We start from the raw sequence: 21,895 nt of genomic DNA on the forward strand, positions 1-21,895 counted from the left end.
CAAAAATGTTGGTATTTCATCAAATACCAATAAAGACACAAACCTAAGTTTTAATATTAAGACATAGTATACAAAATTACCACTACAAAAACAACCACAGTACTACTAATGCAAAAAACGGTTATATTCTTCTATTTTTTTTTCAAGTCTTTGTGCAAGTAATTCGTTACTTTTATGCAAATGATCATAAATGACCTTTGCCTCTTTTTGATAACGCAGAATTTTGTCCTTATCCCAATAGTGCGGTGGGTAATAAAGGTTTGTAATACGATCTGCCATTTTCACCATCCAAACTTCTGGTGGTTGCTGTTGGATTCGTTTTAGAGAATCTAACATTTGTTGCTCTTTCGTTCCTAGAGTTTCATCTTTACTAAGTGCCATAACACCATCAGCAACTCTTTTACCAAACGTCTGTAAAATATCTTTATAAGTAACTTGTGTATCCTCAATGGTATCGTGTAGAAGTGCACACTGTATGGCAAGATTATGATCACTTTGTGGCACGCATTGTAAACCCCAAGTTACCTCCATAGCAACGCTCGCGATATGATTAATATAGGGGACGCGAACACCCTTTTTTCGTCCACCATATGTTTGCTCGTTATGAGCAAATGTGGCAAAATGCCAAGCCTTTTGATATGTATCGGGAGACCAGTTCATTGTATATCCTTATTGTTTGGGTAATGATAATTCTATTTACTGAAACAAATTATAAATTTATAATAATAGTAATCAAGTACTATGTTTAGATACATTTCACAAACTAAAGTAGTCAAAAAATGCAAAAAACTATTATTATTGCTATCGGTGGAAATTCCTTAATCCAAGATAACGAAAAGCAAACACTAAAAGACCAATGGGAGTGTGTGGTACAAACCTGCCGCGAAATAGTCCGGATGTACAATGGACAAGACAAACTACTGATTACACATGGCAATGGGCCACAAGTCGGATTTATTTTACTACGTTCAGAGCATTGCAAAGACATTTTGCATACAATTCCTCTGGATATATGTGGAGCGGATACACAAGGATCTATTGGTTACCAAATACAACAATGTTTACAAAACGAATTTCAGCGCCAAGGCCTAAAAAAAGATATAACAACAGTGATCACCCAAGTCGTCGTTGACAAAAATGATCCAGGATTTTCACAACCAACGAAACCTATTGGCATTTTTTATACAGAGCAACAAGCGGAGAAACTACAAAAAGAGAAAAATTGGCAAATGATGGAAGACGCAAATCGCGGTTACAGACGCGTAGTCGCTTCTCCCAAACCATTAGAAGTTGTTCAATCACAAAGCATACGTAAAATTCTCGACATGGGAAATGTTGTTGTGGCGTGTGGTGGTGGAGGTATACCAGTCACAAGAGATGCAAATGGTATTCTGCATAGCTGTGAGGCGGTCATTGATAAAGATTTGGCTTCGGCGTTACTCGCCACCAAAATAAGTGCGGATATTTTAATCATCTCCACAGCTGTAGAAAAAGTAGCGATTCACTTCGCCACTCCACAGCAAAAAAACCTTAATCTCGTCACGGTAGCAGAACTCAAAACTTACGTCGATGAAGGGCACTTTGCCCCTGGCAGTATGCTACCCAAAATACAAGCTGCAATACAGTACTTAGAAAACGGTGGCAAAAAAGTGATTATTACCAAGCCCGAATGTTTAGCGGATGCTTTACAAGGAAACAACGGCACACATATTGTCCCCGAGTAACAAATATAGGAGGACGGTAATACACAAGTCCTCCTACCTCCCTATAAATAACACTCCTTAAAAAATTTTAGCAATTTACATCGCAAATATCATAGAATTCATGAACCTGTTGCAACAGGCACTCCGAGTTCCATTTTCGAATTTTTATGCCTTAAGAAAGCGAGAAGAATGTTCAAGTTAGATAAACAAATTCACCAAAATTTAGCGAGTATATTTCATGACCAGCAAGCGGTGGTTTTTTGTGGAGCAGGGATTAGCCTAGAACCCCCTGCGGGTTTGCCTGATTGGCATAAATTGCGCGACTACACACTTGAAGCCGTCGCTAGTCGCGATCATATTCTCGACGATTATCTATCGAAACTTACGGAAATTGACATGATTGCCGTCGAGGGGAAAAAAGGACTAACTCCCGAGTATGTTGCATCGATGATCGATGCAAATTGCGAAGGTTATTTTGAATGTTTTCGTTCGTTAAACGATGGGGAACCCAATGCCAACCATCTCTACTTGAGCAAAATGGCCAAAGCAGGTTACTTAAAATACATTGTTACCACAAACTTTGATGTTTTCATTGAAGAAGCATTGCGTAGGGAAGGACTACCTTACAAAAGTTATCGCACCGAAGAGGAATTTGCGGATTTTTCTTTGGAAGACGACAACATTGTCCATGTTTTCAAATTTCATGGCTGTGTTAGCGAACCTAAAACCATTACCGCGACCGTTGAGCAAGAAGCACAAGGACTTCCTCAAGTAAAAAAAACGGTGATGGAGCAATTACTTACCCAATATTACATGGTATTTTGGGGCTATAGCGGGGCAGACCTAAAAATAGATCTCGACTACTTAGCAATGGTCACAGCTTACCAGAATGGTGAGGCAAAAGGTTTTGTATGGAATTTTCTAAAACTTTCCGATTACAAAGAGCCGGTAAATAGTTATGTAGCACAATTGGCGGAATTGTACAAGGCAAAAGCACAAATTGTCCACGGCAAATTACCTGAAGTCTTTGACCATTTAATCGCCGAAGAATACCAAATAGAACGCGTTCACTACACTCCTCAGCAGCAGAAAGATTGGCAAGAAACAAAAAATAAGCGTTTACAAGAATCTCTAAAAGTATGGGCCCACGAACATCTCGATCATGCGCTTGCTTGTAGTATTTTTGGTTTACTGCTACAACAAAGCGGACAAACGCAGCAAGCTGTGGTTTGCCAACAGCGTAATTTAGCCATATGCGAAGAAAGAGACTATGGTGCTGAAGCGGCCTTAACCAATTTAGGTGCCCTTTACGACATTCTAGGACAGTACGAACAGGCGTTAGAATGCTATCAAAAAGCTTTAGACATCGAAACAGAGTTAGGCAATCACGAGGGCATGGCGATTGGTTTCAACAATGTCGGCAGCATTTACCATCTATGGGGAAATTATAGCAAATCTCAAGAATACTTCGAACAAGCTCTTGAACACATGGAGACAGTAGACAACAAACGCGAAGTGGCGACATTTCTCAATAATTTAGCAAATATTTGCGAATTACAAGGCCAGTACGTTCAGGCCCAAGAATATTATGAACAAGCGATTGTAATTGATCGCAGCACCGGTAACAAAAAAGGTTTAGCATTGCGTTTTCAAAACCTGGGGAGTATACGTAAAACATTAGGATTCTACGATGAGGCCGCCCAATACTATGAAAAAGCATTAAAAATTAGCGAAATTCTTGGAGACAAGGAAGGAATCGCTGCTAGCCTCGGTTATGTTTCCATTATATATAACGACGAAGAAAAATATGAACAGGCATTGGAGTGCAGCCAAAAAGCTTTCGAATTAGACAGCAGTGCGGGTAACCAAAAAGGCATGGCAATACATCTAAGCAGCATCGCTAGTTTATACCAAACGTTGGGAGATTACGACAAATCGCATGATCACTACCAACGATCCATGCAAATCAGCCAAGCAATCAATGATCCTCGCGGAATTGCAACTGGTTATAACAATATCGCTTCCTTGCGAGAAGATGCTGGCGAACACGAGGAAGCGATGAACTACTATCATAAGGCCTTAGAGTTATCTGAAAACCTAGGAGAGGTAGGTCAAATTGTCATTTGTTTGAACAATATTGGCGACGCATACAAAGAGGCTGGGGAATATGAAGACGCCTTGGCACAATACCAACGAGCACTAGATGTGCTGAGCGAAACCGAAGCGAATGATGAGTATGCCACGACTCTTAACAGTATTGGTAATCTGTACGAAATTTGCGGAGAACACCACGAAGCCTTAGAGTATTACGAAGAAGCCATTGCCACATACGAAGTACTACGCAACCCTCTGCAAATGGCAATTTGTATAAGCAATACTGGTCGCGTGTACCAATCACTTGAAGAGTACGAAGAAGCTTTTGAGAGATACCAACGCGCAATGGAAATTCAAAAAGAGACGGGCTATGAACGAGGTGTGGCCGTCGAAATGAATAACATAGGTAACATTTACGAAGGTTATGAAAATTACGATGAGGCACTAGCGCATTTTGAAGAATCTTTACGGATAAGCCGTCGCGTGGGAGATTTGGAAAATGTGTCGCAAGCATTGACCAATGCTGGAATTATCTACAGACAACAAGGACGACACGACGAAGCGCGACAATTTTTCGAAGAAGCGTTTACCATTGCAGAGAACCAAAAAAATCTACTAAATTGTGCGGTATTCTCCGAAAACGTCGCCATCATTTGTGAACAAGATTTTCGCGAATATTCAACCGCGGCGAATTACTATCAAAAAAGTATGGAATACTTCGATGCCCTAGATGAAAGGCGCAAAGTAAAAGAACTGCGCAAAAGCATCAAAAGGTGTCAAAAAAAATCCCGTTAATCCTGAGAATCCTGTCAAAAGATTTATTTGACAGGATTCTCAAAAACTTACTTCAGCAACGCTACGGGAATAGAAACCTTGAGTACCCCGCGAAAGTCTCCGGGCTTAAAACCAACGGCTTTGTCTTGTGGATATTTTTTCTTTAACATCTCCACTAACTTTGGCGACATCTTTTGTGGATTTCCATGACAATTCAAACACAGTGGTGCTACATACAACGGCTTATAGTAATTAACAAAGACTTGTCCATTTTCATTGTTTTTTACTAAATGCTTTTCGGGAACATCTTCCTTACTTTTGATTTTAGTGGTAAAAAAATCTATCGCTTTTTGTTCCTGGGCTGTAGGAGCATTCTTTGGATTGCGATTTTTTTGAGAAACTCGCTTAATGCTCACTCCTTTTTTCAATTCTTTTTTAATTTCCTTGGTCAAATCATGAACATTTTCCGAACAAAATTTCGCGGCGCCCACTGGACCATCCTTTTGGACTTCCTCCATCAGTTTCATCATCATTGTACGCAAAACCGTATTAGCAGATTCTTGACCAATTTTCTCGGCGACAACTTTTTCCTGGGGAGTGATGGCTAAACTTTCACCACATCCCGTGAGTAAAAAGAGTATTGTTATTAATACAATATGTAGATACATAACATTTTCCTTAAGTAAATTTTCGCTTAATATTTCCCATGGGGAGCTTTTCAATTTCCTTATCTGCGGCGAACATCTGTGGGTTTTCCATATAATCGACAAGCATTTCTGTGCTGTCATATCCCCAAAATATTTGTCTGTCATACACAAAAGTAGGCACACCAAAGACACCTAATGCAATTGCACGTTCGCCATTTTCGCGTAACTTATTTTTTACTTCCGGTTTTGCAAGTGCTTGTGGTTCGACATCGAGTTCTTTCAACAATGAACCAAGTTGTCCCTCATTGTCCACGCTCTTGCCATCGCGCCATATGAAGTGAAAAATCTTACGTACCGCATCTTCCCTGCAATGTAAACATATGGCCAACCTCAACAACGCGAGTGGATTAAACGGATGTACGGCGGGCATATTGAGAGGGATGTTTTGTTTCTGTGCCAGCCATTTTACATAGCGATATGTAAAAGTTCTCTTCGCCGGTATTTCCGCAGGTCCCTTATGCTCCCAATGATTCAGGAAGCCCGCAAAGAGAGTCGGACAGTATTCTATATGGATGTCTTCCGGTAATTTGTTTGCCATCGTTTCAAATTGCAAATAGGCAAATGGCGAAATAAAATCAAAAAACCATGTCAATTCTTTCATAAAAAGTCCCTTGAACAAAAATAGATACACTTAATATGCTTGATACAATGTGGTAAAATTTCGCAAACACAGCCAACAAAACCCCAAAGGTTTACCATCAAATTTTTCGATTTGTGGTGTAAACTGCATTAGACAATTATTTGTACAATGCAATAAAAAAAAAGTATGGGCATATTCATGCAAAGTTAACTTAAACAAACGCTCGCGAAATAACAACGCATTTTGTTTACGATGGTAATAACGTTCGCGAAGTCTTGTAAGAGAAATCGTGGCAACTTCGCGACTTAGAGAAGCCATTCCCAATAAATACTCTAACTTGCCATCTGTCGCGTCTTTATCAACAAAACCAATTAATCGCAAACACTTTACGTTTTTTTTTCTAGCCGCCAACACGTCATTCAGTACCGCAAGGTCACATTGTTTTTTCTCTTTAAGATATGCTCTTTCGGGAATCGCAATATTTTCTAAGAAAACAACATCTATACCGTAAAGTTCAGAAAACAGTTCCGTCAAGGGATACAATTCCTCACTGTTTATTTCGCCAAATGTTTGGATGGCGACAACTTTTGTAGAACAACTTGCGTTTTGCATACTGGCATACACGGCCACTTGTGCAATGGTCATTTGGCGATAACGAGAAAAACTCCAAGCAATGACGACGACGCAGATCACCAACACAGTGTATTTCATTTTTTGGTATTTTTTCTTCATTGTATTTTTTTCAGACACGGTGTACATAATACACATTTAAATTACAATAGCAACTTAACTACGCTGCTATTATAATGGACACTAATATTCAAACGTTTTGTTCGTAGTATAATCGCCAACTTTTAGAAGAACCAGTTTTTTTATCGAAATTTTACTACTTTTGTCGTTATCGTTTGTCGTTAAGAATCACTTTAAGGAATTGAGAATGTTTGTAGAAATCATCGCGGAAATTGTGGGGATATTTATTGGTGGTATTTTAGCGTATATAACTGCCATCCAAAATGAAAAACGCAAGTTAAAACTTCGCACAAGAGAAGTCATGGGCTTTCTTCTGCGTGAATTGCAAGGTAACCTAGACAGAATGCACAAATTGGATCTAAATCGTTTTGGCGCTCCCGCGGTAAAGCGTATCAAAAAAGCCAAAGAACAACAACTTTCCGAAGAGGAATTGCAAAAACAAAAGGCGGGTATCGTCAACTTAGCCAACGCACTGGTCTTTTCGCGTTTGAATTTTTTTCGTCGCGACTTCTACATTGCTCTTGTCCAGGACTTAACATATATGGAAACAGATACCGTTTTAGATATCAGTCGCGCTTACGCTGCGTTAGAAAAAGACCAAGGCAAACTAGAACAAGCGCGTTTGGAATTCCAAAGCAAGGTAAATGACATGACACTCGATGAAATAGAGATAAAATTAAAAGGTCTTGTCGCCATAGTTGGTATTGAAGTACAAAAACACGAAGTGGAAAAGATAGTGAAACATTTAGAGGAACAATATACAAAATAGGGGAGAACACAATGAAATACTTTTTTCTGGTCATTGTTTTTAGTGTTATCACAATAAACGCCCAAGAAGATTTTCAATATGTACTTTGGAAAAAGTATTTTAATTCTCTCAACGAAGATCCACAGCGTCAAAAAGAAAATACCCTAATTGATTACGCCTACCCCACATATCGTGGTAAAAAAACTTCGCAAATACGACGCATTTTTTACAATGACAAAGTAATGAGATTTATTTCTTGGCAAATAGGAAAAAAACCACAAGATGGTTATCCTCTATACATATATCTTCATGGCGGAGGTGGAACACATACCACAATAAACAATGGTCAATGGGGACCAGAAAACGCGTGGAAAAACTCCATTACCACCGGTATATTAGTGGCGACGCGAGGTATTAGCGATACATGGAACCTACACTTCAGGAAAGAATCCTACATCATGTATGATCGCTTAATTGAAAACATGATTGCTTTTCAAGATGTAGATCCGAATCGCATATACCTATTTGGATTCTCCGCCGGTGGCGATGGCGTTTACCAAATAACGCCGCGTATGGCAGATCGTTTTGCGGCGGTAAACATGATGGCCGGACATCCCAATGGCACACAAATAAAAAATTGTCGCAACGTACCATTTCTCATACAAATGGGAGAATTAGACCATGCCTATTCTCGTCACAAACAGGCGGCAAAATACACCATTAAATTTACCAAAATGCGCAAAAAATACGGTGGTTTTATATGTGAAACATTCATTCACCCGCTTAGTTCACACAACAGTTGGCAATACAAATCAAGTCACCGCAATTACAAAATAAATAAAGTAATTGCCTCTCCCAAGAAATGGCTAAACAATAAAAACAGAACCACAAAACAAGCAAACACCAATAGTATTGAGTGGATGGCAAACCACAGACGCAATCCTCTTCCCAAACGTGTCATTTGGAACAGTGTATATGCCAAATTGCGCGTTAAAGAAGGGAAAACGCAATTCTACTGGCTAGATCTAGGAAACGATACCACAAAATATTCCGACATCGATGTTCATTTAAATCGCGAAGAAAATGCCATTGTAATTGAAGAAAGCGGCGACTATTTGCGCTTACTCATTAACGATAAGATGCTTGACATTGACAAACCAATCACCATCAAAATTGCACAACAAAACTTCACCATAAAACCACAACCTCACTGGAAAAACGCCGTACGGACCCTATTGGATCGCGGAGATAAAAACTATATATTTCCGGTAATCTGCGAAGTGAACAGAAACTCTTCCGGGTGGGTCGTTACAAACTACATCGCCGATAATCTTCCCCAAGAATGGAAAACTTTCGAGACTAAATGAGCGAAAATCCAAACCGCTACTTCTTTAGTGATTGCATTACCGCAGCGATTTACTTAAAAGGGAACATCGCACACGAAAGACAAAAATTTTGTCAAATATTTGTAAAGGATAAAATTATGCTTAGAAAACTATGTATTACATTGTTTTTGACGTTGTCACTCTATGCTGTAGAAGTCAAGGAAATGACAAATACCATAGCCAGTACTCTACCAAAAGATACCCAAGCATTTCTCATTGGTGACCTATGGAGCATCGTCGAAAATCTGGGTTTTTCCGAGTTAAAAAAACACCATCCACAACACGCGGAAACAGCGAACAATGAACTAAAACAAGTCGCAGATACAACCATTGACGAACTCATTCGTGGAGAAACAGGATTTGCGTTTACCAAGCCCATCGCAATTGCTATGTTACAAAACACACCGCTTGTCGCGATACAATTAAGCGACAAACAAAAAGCGTTAGCGTTTCTACAAAAACTTTGTACCAAATATCAAATGTCATTTGCCCAGAGTAACAACAATGTTATGATGTCTCTAAATACAGACATACACGGTGTTTTTCGCAATGGCTATTTTTTTCTGATGCCGCAAAAAAATCCTCTCGAACTCCTCAATAAAAAGCCAACGTCTCTAGCGACAGTGCCTAATTTTATCGCAGCATCGCAACTCGCAAACGACGACGATCAGTTATTTGTTTACTGTCGCACATCTCTTATAGCGCAGCACGCCCCTGTTGTAAACAACTCGATTGCGAATGTGATTCCGGCCTTAGCAGGTAAAATACACGTAACGACGACAGGAGTACAAAGTGACATATTTGTAACTTTTGACAGTGACGGAAAATTTTCCAAACTTGTGGAAAAGGATTTTCTATTCAAAGATTTAGACAACGAGCTATATGGCTTTATGGAAAACCCACCGTTATGGAGTAATTTATCTATTAACTTAAAATCACTGCGTTATATCGCCACAAATATTCTGCAAATAGAACAACAACAAATAAACGACTTCGAACAAGAGTTTCGTCAAAAATTCCAAGTTGATTTGAACCAAGATGTACTACCTTTGCTTTCGGGAAACATAGCGATGGCAGCAAATGCTTTTGGAAAAAATTTTTTCTCGGGTTCTCTGGCCTTACAAGTGACGGACTTACAAAAAACCCAGCAAATATTCCAGCAAGTGACTAAGTCATTTAACAATGTGCGCTACGACGCGAAAAGCAGCGCATTTGTCGTGGAAGAATTAGACTTCCCTATATATATTCAGTTTGTTCACGACCATATACTTGTGTCTGCACCGTTCTCATTTGCGAAATTTCACACGTATCCGTTACAAAAATTTTCACACAAAGCGAGCAGTGTACTTCTTAATATGGATACACGACTGCTACAAGATTTTGTTATCAAAAAAGAAGATCCATCGTTCTTTGCAGAAGACGACTCCACTCCTGGGAAAAACGATTTTTGCAAAGGAAACCATTTCAATTATGTATGCCGCGAAAATGAATACGAACAACTACTTGTACAAGTCAAAAAACAAATCGCGAAAGCAAAGAAAAAATATAAACAACAACAGCAAAAAATACAGCAGCAGCAGAAAGATATCATCGCCCAAATTGGCTCCATTACTTTCATATTACAAAGAATGGATCGTGGCATAAATTTTAGTATAAAACATCAATTAAACGTCACATCTTTTGCGACTCTTTTTCGCCGTGCCATCAAAGTATTTCAACCGCAAGAGAACCAACATCAAAAACACCTAAATCAACTACTAGAGCAACAGCAAACCATTCTCACAAAATTAAACGATTTCCGTTACGAAGAGATGTATAAAGATGAGCGTTTTGGTCTTTACATGCGCGTTTTTGATCAGATCCCCGAAACTGACTACGAATTTGAAATGCATACAGAAGAAGTTATTAAAAATAATAACGCCGCTACCGACAAGCAATTGAAGGTGTTTCTACACAAGCATCGCAAATTTTTAAATTTAGCGCGCCGTGCTGCTAACATGAAGTCGTTTCGTTTTATACGTGAACTGCAAAGTCATGAAAAAACCGCAGAGTTGCTTCTGCCACATTTGTCTCATCTGCGCAATATCTCAAAATTTCTTCTGTGGAATGGGGCCAGTCTCGCAGGACAGGGCGAAATAAAAAAAGCATGTCAGGAATATTTATCGGCCTATGAAATTGCATTACAGTTAAACAGAGACAATATACTCATTTCGCATTTGGTCGCAAATGCGATCATCGGTAACGTAATACCACATTTGCAACAAATAATTCCACAACTCAGTGAAAAACAATGTGAATGGTTACTACAAGAATTAAAAAAACGCTACCGCACAAACAATCTCTCGCAAACCATCATGTACGATAAGGATATGATCATCAATTCCATGTCAACGACGTTTAGCCAGATCGATCACTTATTAAGTACTCCCCAAGATACTCCCGAGTGGGCAAAAAATGCCGGTGTAAACAATTTTGCTCTAATGAAAACACACATAACTAAAAACATAGAAGATTTTTACACGCGCCTTGCTCAGTCATGCGATAGTTTTGACAAAATGCAAAAATTAGATGATAATATAGAAACAGAAGTGTATGTCGATATATTCAAAATGATGTTAAAAATACAACAGTTCCATCATGAAATGAAAAACATCATTGAAGATGATCGTGAAAAACAACAGAAACTCATGCAGCGCTACACAATATTTATTTCAAATAACATTGCTAAGATTTTATTGAGCATGGTAGCACCTGCCGTCGGTAGTATGGGACGAAAAAGTTTTGAAAATCAAACAAGAATCCATGCGTTAAGTGTGCAGGTTGCTCTGCAACTATGGAAAATAAGAAACGGTAGCTTTCCACAAAATCTATCGCAAATAACAGCGACCGTTGGAAAAGATATGCTCCAGGATCCTTTCACAAAACAATCATTTAAATATCATAAAGATGATACGTCATGTCATTTTTGGTCCATAGGCCCAGACTTACAAGACAATAAGGCCCAAAAAGAGTATAGCCGGGAACAACAAACCGGTGATATCATTTTTCGTGTAAAGTAAAACTAAGAGAAACTAAACAACTTTAGAGAGGAGTTACCATGGCAAAAAATGTACTCATGACCGACCTACAATGCTGTTGCCAGGACCCAATGACAGGTTTTTATCGCAATGGTAAATGTGAAACCGGAAAATACGACTATGGCACCCATATCATCTGTGCTAAAATGACCGCCGAATTTTTGGAATTTAGTCGCGCACAAGGCAACGATCTCATCACACCAGTTCCACAGTATGATTTTCCAGGTTTAAAACCTGGGGATAAGTGGTGTTTGTGCATTTCACGGTGGGTCGAGGCGGAAAAAGCCGGATGTGCCCCGCCTGTTGTCTTAGAAGCGACTCATGTTCAAGCAATTGAACACGTTGATATTGAAGTTCTAAAAAAATATGCTGTTACAGACTAAATTTATTGCAAAAGGATAAAACTATGCGCATTTTTATTATGTTTATGATTGTTTTGGGCTTTGTCATCGCCCAAGACGACTACACCGATAAAATGGAAAAAGAACACCGAAATGACAAACCCATCGCCGCACCCATTGCCAAAAAAGATGTCAAAGATGTCACGGCAAAAGATGTGGTATATGCAACAGTAGCCGGTAAAGAAGTAACAGGTTACATTGCCCACCCCAAAGGTACAACACAAGGTTTACCTGCAGTGATCGTCATCCAAGAATGGTGGGGACTAAATGACAACATCAAAACAATGGCACGCAAAATCGCCAGCCAAGGTTATGTGGCATTGGCCGTAGATATGTATGGTGGCAACACCGCCGAAACTTCAAAACAAGCGCTAAAGCTGATGAAAAAAGCCATGGGTAACCAACAACAAGCATTAGATAACCTAAACCAAGCTCACAACTACCTAAAAAACAACTGCAAAGCAACAAAAATCGGTAGCATTGGTTGGTGTTTCGGAGGCCACTGGTCATTGCGTTGTGGGCTGTTATTCGAAGCCAAAATTGATGCCGTTGTCATTTACTACGGACGATTGGTAAACGACAAAGAGCAACTCGCGAAACTTTCCGCACCTGTTCTCGGAATATTTGGTCAACTCGATCGCGGAATTCCCGTAGAAAGTGTCAACACGTTCCACGAAGCGTTAAAGTCACTAAATAAAAATGCGGACATCAATATCTATCCCAAGGCCAACCACGCTTTCGCAAACCCCTCGGGAACACGTTACAACAAAGAAGCTGCCGAAAACGCCTGGGAAAAAACCATGGCATTTTTTGCAAAGCATTTGAAGTGATAATGCTCAAAAAAATTATCATCAACCTATTACACAGTGCGTTGTAGGGGCGGACCTCGTGTCCGCCCGTCCCCCGAACTAAAGATAGACGCACGTTTTCTTCGTATGTTTATATTGGTTTTGTTTTAGCGATTCGTTTCCATGTTGGTGCCCTCACCATCGAATTTGTAGATTTCAGCTACGCTGAAAGCCACAAATCTCATGCCTCTCCCACGGGAGAGGCGTAATGATTCTCTTTCGGTAAAAACAAAATTCACTTGCGTTGCAACAACAACGAAACAGGAAAAAATATGTCACGCTTATCCAGCCATTGCAATGTATACAATACTTGTCTGCGCATTATCCGCAACAAAGGATACAAACTTCGCCTCGAAGGCGAATTAGATGAAGAGGAAATGATCATACCAGAATCATTGTTGTGGTTTGCGGAAAAAGGCGAATACGATTTCTTGGCCGCCAACCCCATCGAGCTTTTAGGACTCGTTTCCATACATGAACATGTGGAACCCAAAGTAGATAAACCCTACTGGTGGACAGTACCAGGAGACGACATTCGCGACGAGCTTTACGAACAAGCGTTTCCTGATGATGAAAATGAAGATCAACAATAAATTTAGATAGGTCAAAAAAGTGGCGTACAACTGTTAAACAAGTGTCTTAATAACAAATACCTTACTAAACGGATAAAATATTATGAAAGACAAATATGCAGCACTTGACGTAGCATTTCGCGAAGCCAAGCAATGGTTAGAAAATTTAGACCAAAATCCCATTTTAAACAAAGCGGACCGCGAAGAACTACTCAACAGGCTGATGGTGGCGATGCCCGAAGACGGAATGCCTGGAGAAGACGTGGTACGTCACTTAGTAGACAATTGCAAAGATAACTTACTAGGAAGCCCCGGAGGACGTTTTTTTGCGTGGGTCATCGGTGGAGGATTGCCAGCAGCTCTTGCCAGCGATTGGTTGACAAGTAGTTGGGATCAAAATGCAGTTTTATTTGCCTGTGGTGCTGCGGTGAACGTTGTCGAAGAGGTTGCCGGAAAATGGATTCTCGAACTTTTAGACCTACCGCGTGAAAGCTCTTTTGGTTTTACCACCGGTTGCCAACTAGCGCACTTCACTTGTTTATCTGCTGCGCGATACAAAGTACTCAAAGATTTGGACTGGGATGTCAACCAAGATGGCTTATGTGGCGCACCACAAATTGGCATTTTCACCAGCGAACATCGTCACGGCTCCGTAGACCGTGCCGTGCGTTACCTGGGCCTAGGTAACAAATGTTTACACAAAATAGCTACCGATGCGAAAGGAAGAATACTCAAGGAAGAATTTGCGAAGAAAATACAGGCGTATTCGGGTCCCAAAATTGTGGTGCTCGACGCCGCAGATTTAAACATCGCCGCATTTGATAGCTTTAGTGAATTGATTCCCATTGCCAAAGAGCACAATGCCTGGGTACACATCGACGGTGCTTTTGGCCTTTTTGCCCGAGCAAGCTTACGGCTAAAAAACTTTACCGCAGGCATTCAACAAGCCGATAGCTGGGCCACAGATGCACATAAATGGCTCAATGTTCCTTTTGATTGCGGTATCGCCATCGTCAAAGACCGCGAATCACATCGCAACTCGATGACCATTCACGCGGCGTATATGCCCCCGCATAAAACTGCTCGTGACCAAATCGATTGGACACCAGAGTGGTCAAGACGTGCGAGAGGAGTGCCTGTTTACGCGGCGTTGAAAGAGTTAGGAAAAAAAGGTGTGGCTGATTTAGTGGAAAGATGCTGTGACCATTGCGCATTCTTTGTCGCAGAAATGGAAAAGCTACCGCACACGGAAATCATATGGAAACCAACATTAAACCAGGCTCTGATAAGATTCTGCGATCCTGAGGGAAATAATTCCAATGACCACGATAAGTACACCCAACAAGTTGTACGTAAGGTAAACGAAAGCGGCGAAGCTTTTTTCTCGGAATCCAAATGGGATGGAAATGTGGTGATGAGAGTTAGTGTGGTCAATTGGCAAACCACGAAGAGCGATATTGAACGTGTGGTTCAAGCGTTCAAAAATGTTTTACATTAAAGTAAAATCGTTGCAAGCACTGCTTTAACAGCGCTTGCAACGTAAAGGTTAATCTCTTTCTATAACGACCATTTCCAATACAAGCAAAGCGTCAGGATTGCTAGAAGCATTTTGCTGTGAATCCATAATTTTAGCATCCAGAGTAATTTCTCCCTCATTTGTATCAAAGAAATTACACACAGAGCCGGAGATCATTTTTCCTTCAAATTTTTTCACAACTTTTTGCTGATTTGTGGTGTGAATGGTTGCTTGCTCCGAATTGGTAAAGGCGATGGTAGCGATAGGATAAAACTTTGCGACCACCATGTCTTTAGGTCTTAAAACACCCGTAAAATTGTGCGAAGACTCTCCAAAAGAACTTTTAAAAGCGTACGACACGGCGTGCCTTTGAAGGGAGGCATTGCGTATTAAATCTTTTTTTCGAATAACTTTATATTCGCTCGCTCTTTTTTGAGAAAAGATTACCTTAAACGTTTTTAGATCTAGAAATATTCGAATTTCTTGATATTGGATTGTTTTGACAACACCTAAAATCAAATAAATGTCTTCGCTTTCCTTAAACAGAATAGCGTTACCAGGCTCAGGTTTCTTAGTAGTTTCCCAGTCAAATATAGATGATTCTTCATAAAAAAGCTTGAAAGGAATGTTTGAACTATATCCCCATAAGTCAGACAGTGCATGTGCTGGATCTCTAAATTTAGAAATTTCATCGGGATTGGTTGCAATTTTAAACGCTTCCTTGTATATGTTTTCAACGCTTTGTTGTGCAAATAACGTAACCGTGCAAAAAATCAAAAGGATGGTTTTTTTCATTTCAATTCTCCTGGGAAGTAAAAGTTGTTTGTGACTATGTCGTTTCAAATATCGGTTTCTACAGTAGTATTGGAGAAAAAAATAACGCGTATCCCAAAAAAATAAAAAATTTTTATCGCTATGTATGTGCTCTATTCAAAACAAACTGTATTTGCTCCTGAGGACTTTTATTCATTTCTAGCGGTAACTCAAACTGATTTCCATCCAAAGATAGTAATGTCAAAGATGTGAGGTTTGTCATTTCGCAAGGTAAGTGAGTTAATCGGTTATTGAAAAGATTTAACTCTCTCAATTTGGAAAGTTTTCCGATCTCTTTTGGTAGTTGTGCTATTCTATTTTCACTCAAATCTAAATACTCAAGGTTCGTAAGTTTTCCTATCTCCGCCGGCAATTCACTTAATTGATTGTCGCGTATTATCAAATACCTAAGGTTAGTAAGTAGGCCGATCTCTGCGGGTAATTTTGTCAAGGCATTATTAAAATATATATGAAGATTTTCCAGATGCGTAATTTGTCCAATCTCTGCTGGTAGTTCTGTTAAATGACTTCCTTCAAAACTTAAGGTTTTCAAATGGACAAGTTGACCAATTTCGCGAGGTAATTCCGTTAACTGATTTCCTGTCAACTCTAGTATTTTAAGATTTACAAGCTGACCGACCTCTGTTGGTAATTTTCTCAACGAGTTTCCCCACAAATTGAGTTCAGTAAGACGCGTCAATTCACCGATCTCTTTTGGCAAAAGTTCGAAAGTATTGTTTTGCAAATCTAGTTCTGTTAGCGCGGACAATTGTGCAATTTCACCTGGTAGTGCTTGTAGATTATTGTCACTCAACCCCAATTTCGCAAGATTTTTTAGTCGACCAATTTCGGCAGGTAACTTTGTTAGTTCGTTGTTATAAAGAAGTAAGGAGCGAAGGTTAGTCAATTGACCGATACTTGTTGGTAATTTTGCTAAACCACAACCCATTAGATCTAAATCCGCTAGGTTGGGTAATTCACTAATGGTAGCGGGAAAATCATTTAGTTTATTACCGGCGAGACTTAGATTCGATAGATTTTTGAGCTTGCTAATGGAAACTGGTACATCCGTTAGTGCATTATTACGTAAACTTAAATAAGTAAGATTTTCTAATTTGCCAATGGAAAATGGCAGACAAGTTAACTTGTTTACATCCAGATTGAGATATGTAAGTCTTGTAAGTTCTCCCATTTCTTCAGGTAAATTCTTTAAAAAATTACCACGAAGATTTAGGTGTGTGAGACTAGTGAGTTGTCCAATTTCCGGCGGTAAGCTAGAGATCCTTGATCTATCAGCAATTAATTTTTCCAGATTTCGTAATTGGCAAATCTCTTGTGGTATTTTCCGTATGTGAAAATTAATAGTCAAAGCATTGGGTTTTAGTTCTAAATACTCTAACGATATTTCGTCATCGCATACAAGGTGCAGATAGGAGAAATTACTATTTTCAAATTTGCAGTTTTTTAATATAAGACTTGTTGGTGATCGAAAACTACAGTGGTAAAAACGTGAATTTTTGATGGTGTGTGTTTCGTCATCTAAGTAAAAAACACAAGAATTGTATTCCTTATCACTCTCTAATGATTTTAACTGCTGACGTTCTATTCTTTCCATATAGATACCCAATCAAAAAGTAAGATTTATTTATCGCTGAATATTTCTTTGTTGCTTATGTCTAAAATAGACAACGATTCTTATATTAAACAGATAGGAGGCGACGATGAACAAACAATTACTTTTACTACCTTTACTGTGTTTATTGTCTTTAGGCAGTTCTTTGCAAAGTCAAGAAGTGGTCTTAGAATTTTACACAGACTACAACAATCAAGTTATTCGTCCTGACAAGGTGTGGTTGGAAGGGCAAAAAATTTCCAAATATAAACAACAACTCCAACCGGGAGATTATAGTATTAAGGCGGAAAAAAAGGGTTATGAACCTTTACAAAAACAAATAACAATTACTAGCGATGAGCAACAAAAAGTCACCATAAAACTATACATGAGTGCACGGCCGCGCACTAGCATCATATATTTGGACAATGATGATCTATCACTACCAAGCTATTATCCGCAAATACGTTCCAATTGTTTTGCACCTAGCGCCCAACCAATCATAATAAAAATCTCATGGTACGATAGAATGTATTGGCTTTTAGAAATGCGCTTGCGAACATGGAGACCGCGTTGGCTGCCCGCAAAAATCAATTCCTTGGCCGTCGGCTTTATCACATGGATTTCGCTGTGCCTTATTGCCCTGTTTTTTTTATTCGTCACACCAATAAAGACTACATCACAAATGAATTGCTCTAAATTATTTGGAAGTCTTCGCGCAACTGCTCGCTAAATTCGGCGATCGTCTGATAACGATTTTTCGGTTCTTTTTCTAAAGCCTTCATCAGTGTTTTGTTTAGGCGCAGAGGAATAGATGGATCTCTTTGTTGAATAGGTATGGGAGGCGTGAACAAAACTTTATGCAACATATTGGTGGTTTCTCCGGGAAATATATTGCGCTGTGTCAATAAAAAGTAAAATGTCGCTGCCAAGGAATAAATATCGGATCGTGGATCGATGTTACTAGAATCACAACATTGCTCTGGCGCCATGTATTCACGGGTTTTCTTTAGGCGTTTGTGTAAAATTAAGCCATGCAAGCCCGCTTTTTCAAAACTTTTGGTCAATCCAAAGTCGAGTAATTTTACTTTGTTGTCTTCTTGGAGTATGACATTTGTAGGCTTTATATCATAATGAACCAATTTCCGCGAATGTAAGTGTTGCAGTGCGTCGAGTAGTTGGAAAAAGATGGGCTTGGCCTCTTGCAGATTTAAGGGCCGTTGCAGCTTTTGCAAATGTTCGTCAAGATTTGTTCCGCGAACGTATTCTATCGCAATGTAAAAACAATTGCCTTTCGCGACAAAACCAGCGCCTAAATAACGTGCGATATTCGGGTGCTTAATTTTTGTAGCAATTTTTAGTTCGTTCAAAAATTGTTGATGTTGCTTTTCATTTGAAAGAGATGCAGGAGGAATAATTTTTATAGCAAATGTTTTGCAATCGCTAAGGACATTACGCGCTTTGTATGTAGACGCAACGGAGTCCTCATCTATTTTTTCCAGAATTTCTAAATTGTCGATAAAATTTTTATCTGTAGTGAGTTGTTTATTGAAACAAGCATCGCAAATCGTACTACTTCCACACACACACCCTCCATTGGCACATTCACGCGTTGAGATTGTCTTATCACATTTTGAACAGGATATCTTATTTTCCGCTTCGCGACACTGTATTTCGAAAATATGATCGATAACGCGAACGTATATCTTCGAATGCAAATAGCACCCTTCTGTTACCTTGACAAAAGAAATCTTTTTTTCATGCAATTCACCAATAGATGTACCATTGCGGCTTCCCAAATCGTGTAAAAAAACAGTGAATGGTGGGACAATTTCAAGTATGCAATGATGGCGAGATATTTTGCTGTTGCTTTCTATGCTAATAAAGTTCTTTTTCGAACGGCCTATAGAAATTCGTCTACTGGTGTGAAAACAAAATTCCTCTTTGGCCAAAGAACCTTTGATACAACGAATTTTTATCATAGCTTTTTCAACTCTCTATAATATATTCTAGTTTGGAACGGAAAAATTATATCATCATTGCCATTTTGCCACAAGAAATTCTGAACTTTTCTCCACTGTATTTTTACGGACCGTGCGTAACGACATGCGCGCCGCGACGGCTTAAAGATAAATCGATCGGAATAATCCCGTACTGTTGCCACTTTTTCAATATTCGCTCGCTGTCTTTTTCTTTTGGCACAATGGCTATGCCACAATCTCCGGCTCCTGCTCCCGAAAATTTTCCAGCGGCCTCATACTCCTCCGCAATATCAGCGAGAAACGCCAGCTCTTTTGTTTCTAACTTGCGATAACTGAATTGGTTCATGTCGCGTAAAAGATAACGATTCTTTGTAATAAGACCAAGTAACTCATCGGTATTTGGGGATAATAGACTCCCCTTAATACTATCAACTACTACAGATATTTCGCGCATCTTGTCCAAATATTTCTGTGGGTTTTTGTCGCGAAACTCGTACAGGGAGCGAATCAACTTTTTCGTATTGGCACTATAACCAACAAATCCAACAAGTAACCTTAAATTTTCAGGGAACGATAAATTTTCACAGTACAGTCCCGGCCAATCTTTATCTAATACACTGACAACCCCATGTCGTTGCATTTCTTCAGTAAGCCACTGCGGAGAAAATCTCTTGTAATACGTAACACCTCCCCAAACAGATGCGGCAATATCAAAACCACTTCCTAACTTTTCTTGAACAAGATAATGAGCGATACAGGCGATATTGAACATCACTTTTTTGTTTTGCGCTTGCTCAATATCCAAATCGTGAAGTTGAAAAATAGCAGCAACAACACCAACAGCAATGGCAGCAGAACTTCCCAACCCAATTTTGTATTTTTTGCCATTGTCTTTTTCGACAATGGTTTGTTTAGAAGAAGTGGTAAGTGAAAAGTGGCGTAAATCAATATTTTTACTTTGTAAATATTGCAAAGTAATGCCCATTGTTTTACAACAAAGGTGCAGTTGCGCTTGTTGAATATCATTTAGCGAATCGCGCCACACAATGTTTCCGTCATCATAAGAAAACCTAGTGGTATGTATTTGAAAATCCGGGGCGGCAAAAGTGTATTCATCTTGTGGTGTAATGAAAATAGAAATTCCCGCATTGACAGACATCACGATGCATGGCAAGCCTTCCTCTAGCACACACCATTCTCCTGATAGCATTAATTTTCCTGGCACAAAAATTTGCATAGTTATCTCTTTAATAATTTTTAGCTGCTTTACAAACGCGGTTCGCCGTTTTGAGGATCAATAAGAAATTGCGCTTCGTCACTAATTTGTTGTGGACCTTGTCCGACTTTACATACTTCAATATTTTTGACATGAGCTATTTTCTCCAAGCGCTCTTTAATCACAGACTCATATTCTTCCGTAGTGTAAATGTGTGCATTAGGTCCCGCATCAAAAGTATAACCCGCAACAGTTTTTCCCAATTCAGCGTTGAGATCTTCGACCATATAAATCACCTCGCGCGAGCCATCACTCAAATACATAATTGGAGGCCAGGTATCTAACATAGAGGCATGCATACTGTTACTCTCGCGCATCGTTAGTTCGGCGAAAGTCGCAAAATCTTTTTGCAAGACCGCTTCTTTCATTTTTGGAATTACCCCCTCTAAATATTGCAAACGTTTTTCATATAAAGCGCTAGTTAAGGTGGTTGTTTTCATCCCGTGTCGCGAACTTACTTTCTTCTCTTCTGTTTCCACAACTGCAATCACATTGCGCAACTCAGGCCAATGGTCATGAGGAGCAATTTGCTGTGCAAAAGAATCCGTACCATCTTCCAAATCACCTTTCAGCCACTCAACAAAACCGCCATAAACACTTCGCGAAGCACTACCACTACCTTGACGCGCTAACATGGAGAGTTCTTTGCCACTTAACGTCAAATTCAAAGCCTTGGATGTAGCACAAACAAGAGCTGCAACACCTGATGCAGAAGATGCAAACCCTGCTCCTGTAGGAAAGCAGTTTTTGGAAACAATACGCACTGGCAAATCGATATCGGCCTTTTTACGCAGTAAATCCACCGGTAAAACATGCGATTTTTTCCCCTTTTGCAAATCCATTTTTTTGCCGTTTAACCACAGCTCATCTTGCGAAAATTTTTCAGAAAACATCACCGTAGTGATTGTTTGCAAATTGTCATCCATGGTGAAACTAAGGCTGTTATTATAGGGCAAGATAAGCTCCTCATTTCTCTTCCCCCAGTACTTCACAACGGCAATATTTGCACTAGCAGTATAAGTTGCAATATACATATTATCCTCGTTCTATTTATATT

The 21,895-nt window shown here is 39.5% G+C and carries 19 protein-coding genes; 10 read left to right on the top strand and 9 right to left on the bottom strand.

What is annotated here, in order from left to right; all coding sequences use genetic code 11:
* Positions 1–105 precede the first annotated feature (105 nt).
* Positions 106–660, bottom strand: coding sequence for an HD domain-containing protein (locus UABAM_RS13465; RefSeq protein ID WP_151968523.1), 555 nt, complete (start codon positions 658–660; stop codon positions 106–108).
* A 119-nt stretch (positions 661–779) separates the two neighbouring features.
* On the opposite strand from UABAM_RS13465, the gene arcC reads away from it, so the two are divergent.
* On the top strand, positions 780–1,724 hold the full coding sequence (arcC, locus tag UABAM_RS13470) for a carbamate kinase (RefSeq protein WP_151968524.1): 945 nt from the start codon (positions 780–782) through the stop codon (positions 1,722–1,724).
* A 168-nt stretch (positions 1,725–1,892) separates the two neighbouring features.
* Positions 1,893–4,592, top strand: coding sequence for a tetratricopeptide repeat protein (locus UABAM_RS13475; RefSeq protein WP_151968525.1), 2,700 nt, complete (start codon positions 1,893–1,895; stop codon positions 4,590–4,592).
* Positions 4,593–4,639: 47 nt separating this feature from the next.
* Here UABAM_RS13475 and UABAM_RS13480 read toward each other — a convergent pair whose 3' ends face one another.
* The 3 genes from UABAM_RS13480 to UABAM_RS13490 are packed head-to-tail and all read right to left on the bottom strand — an operon-like array spanning position 4,640 to position 6,590.
* Positions 4,640–5,239, bottom strand: a complete 600-nt coding sequence (locus UABAM_RS13480; RefSeq protein WP_173013303.1) for a Tll0287-like domain-containing protein — start codon at positions 5,237–5,239, stop codon at positions 4,640–4,642.
* A 10-nt stretch (positions 5,240–5,249) separates the two neighbouring features.
* Positions 5,250–5,879, bottom strand: coding sequence for a 2-hydroxychromene-2-carboxylate isomerase (locus UABAM_RS13485; RefSeq protein ID WP_151968527.1), 630 nt, complete (start codon positions 5,877–5,879; stop codon positions 5,250–5,252).
* A gap of 30 nt (positions 5,880–5,909) precedes the next feature.
* A complete protein-coding gene (locus UABAM_RS13490) occupies positions 5,910–6,590 on the bottom strand; it encodes an archaemetzincin (protein WP_173013304.1) in 681 nt (226 codons plus the stop codon).
* Positions 6,591–6,795: 205 nt separating this feature from the next.
* Between UABAM_RS13490 and UABAM_RS13495 the strand changes: the two genes are divergently transcribed.
* The 7 genes from UABAM_RS13495 (at position 6,796) to UABAM_RS13525 (ending at position 15,137) form a co-directional block, all read left to right on the top strand.
* Positions 6,796–7,377: a hypothetical protein gene (locus tag UABAM_RS13495; protein ID WP_151968529.1), complete on the top strand. Its 582-nt coding sequence runs from the start codon at positions 6,796–6,798 to the stop codon at positions 7,375–7,377.
* Positions 7,378–7,388: 11 nt separating this feature from the next.
* Positions 7,389–8,723, top strand: coding sequence for a hypothetical protein (locus UABAM_RS13500; RefSeq protein WP_151968530.1), 1,335 nt, complete (start codon positions 7,389–7,391; stop codon positions 8,721–8,723).
* Positions 8,720–11,800 carry a hypothetical protein gene (locus UABAM_RS13505; protein WP_151968531.1) on the top strand — a complete coding sequence of 1,027 codons (3,081 nt, stop codon included), beginning with the start codon at positions 8,720–8,722 and terminating at the stop codon, positions 11,798–11,800. Before UABAM_RS13500 ends, UABAM_RS13505 begins: the two co-directional genes overlap by 4 nt.
* 38 nt (positions 11,801–11,838) lie before the next feature.
* Entirely contained in the window at positions 11,839–12,201 is a 363-nt protein-coding gene (locus UABAM_RS13510; protein WP_151968532.1) for a DUF2237 family protein, read from the top strand.
* 23 nt (positions 12,202–12,224) lie between these two features.
* A complete protein-coding gene (locus UABAM_RS13515) occupies positions 12,225–13,049 on the top strand; it encodes a dienelactone hydrolase family protein (protein ID WP_151968533.1) in 825 nt (274 codons plus the stop codon).
* A 290-nt stretch (positions 13,050–13,339) separates the two neighbouring features.
* A complete protein-coding gene (locus tag UABAM_RS13520; protein ID WP_151968534.1) occupies positions 13,340–13,660 on the top strand; it encodes a hypothetical protein in 321 nt (106 codons plus the stop codon).
* Between the two features lie 82 nt (positions 13,661–13,742).
* Complete coding sequence (locus UABAM_RS13525) at positions 13,743–15,137, top strand: pyridoxal phosphate-dependent decarboxylase family protein (RefSeq protein ID WP_151968535.1); 1,395 nt, start codon at positions 13,743–13,745, stop codon at positions 15,135–15,137.
* A 48-nt stretch (positions 15,138–15,185) separates the two neighbouring features.
* Here UABAM_RS13525 and UABAM_RS13530 read toward each other — a convergent pair whose 3' ends face one another.
* Together UABAM_RS13530 and UABAM_RS13535 are read right to left on the bottom strand one after the other, a co-directional pair.
* Positions 15,186–15,950, bottom strand: coding sequence for a hypothetical protein (locus UABAM_RS13530; protein WP_151968536.1), 765 nt, complete (start codon positions 15,948–15,950; stop codon positions 15,186–15,188).
* Between the two features lie 118 nt (positions 15,951–16,068).
* On the bottom strand, positions 16,069–17,583 hold the full coding sequence (locus UABAM_RS13535; protein ID WP_151968537.1) for a leucine-rich repeat domain-containing protein: 1,515 nt from the start codon (positions 17,581–17,583) through the stop codon (positions 16,069–16,071).
* A 106-nt stretch (positions 17,584–17,689) separates the two neighbouring features.
* Here UABAM_RS13535 and UABAM_RS13540 point away from each other — a divergent pair, with 106 nt between their 5' ends.
* Positions 17,690–18,313: a PEGA domain-containing protein gene (locus UABAM_RS13540; RefSeq protein ID WP_151968538.1), complete on the top strand. Its 624-nt coding sequence runs from the start codon at positions 17,690–17,692 to the stop codon at positions 18,311–18,313.
* Here the strand turns inward: UABAM_RS13540 and UABAM_RS13545 are convergent.
* The 3 genes from UABAM_RS13545 to mvaD all read right to left on the bottom strand — a co-directional run bounded on the left by UABAM_RS13545 (position 18,276) and on the right by mvaD (position 21,872).
* Positions 18,276–19,562 carry an FHA domain-containing serine/threonine-protein kinase gene (locus UABAM_RS13545; RefSeq protein ID WP_151968539.1) on the bottom strand — a complete coding sequence of 429 codons (1,287 nt, stop codon included), beginning with the start codon at positions 19,560–19,562 and terminating at the stop codon, positions 18,276–18,278. The genes UABAM_RS13540 and UABAM_RS13545 overlap by 38 nt on opposite strands.
* A gap of 103 nt (positions 19,563–19,665) precedes the next feature.
* A complete protein-coding gene (locus tag UABAM_RS13550; protein ID WP_151968540.1) occupies positions 19,666–20,799 on the bottom strand; it encodes a phosphomevalonate kinase in 1,134 nt (377 codons plus the stop codon).
* A 29-nt stretch (positions 20,800–20,828) separates the two neighbouring features.
* Entirely contained in the window at positions 20,829–21,872 is a 1,044-nt protein-coding gene (gene mvaD / locus UABAM_RS13555) for a diphosphomevalonate decarboxylase (RefSeq protein ID WP_151968541.1), read from the bottom strand.
* Positions 21,873–21,895 lie beyond the last annotated feature (23 nt).

Source organism: Candidatus Uabimicrobium amorphum, from assembly GCF_009002475.1.
Taxonomy (GTDB): domain Bacteria; phylum Planctomycetota; class Uabimicrobiia; order Uabimicrobiales; family Uabimicrobiaceae; genus Uabimicrobium; species Uabimicrobium amorphum.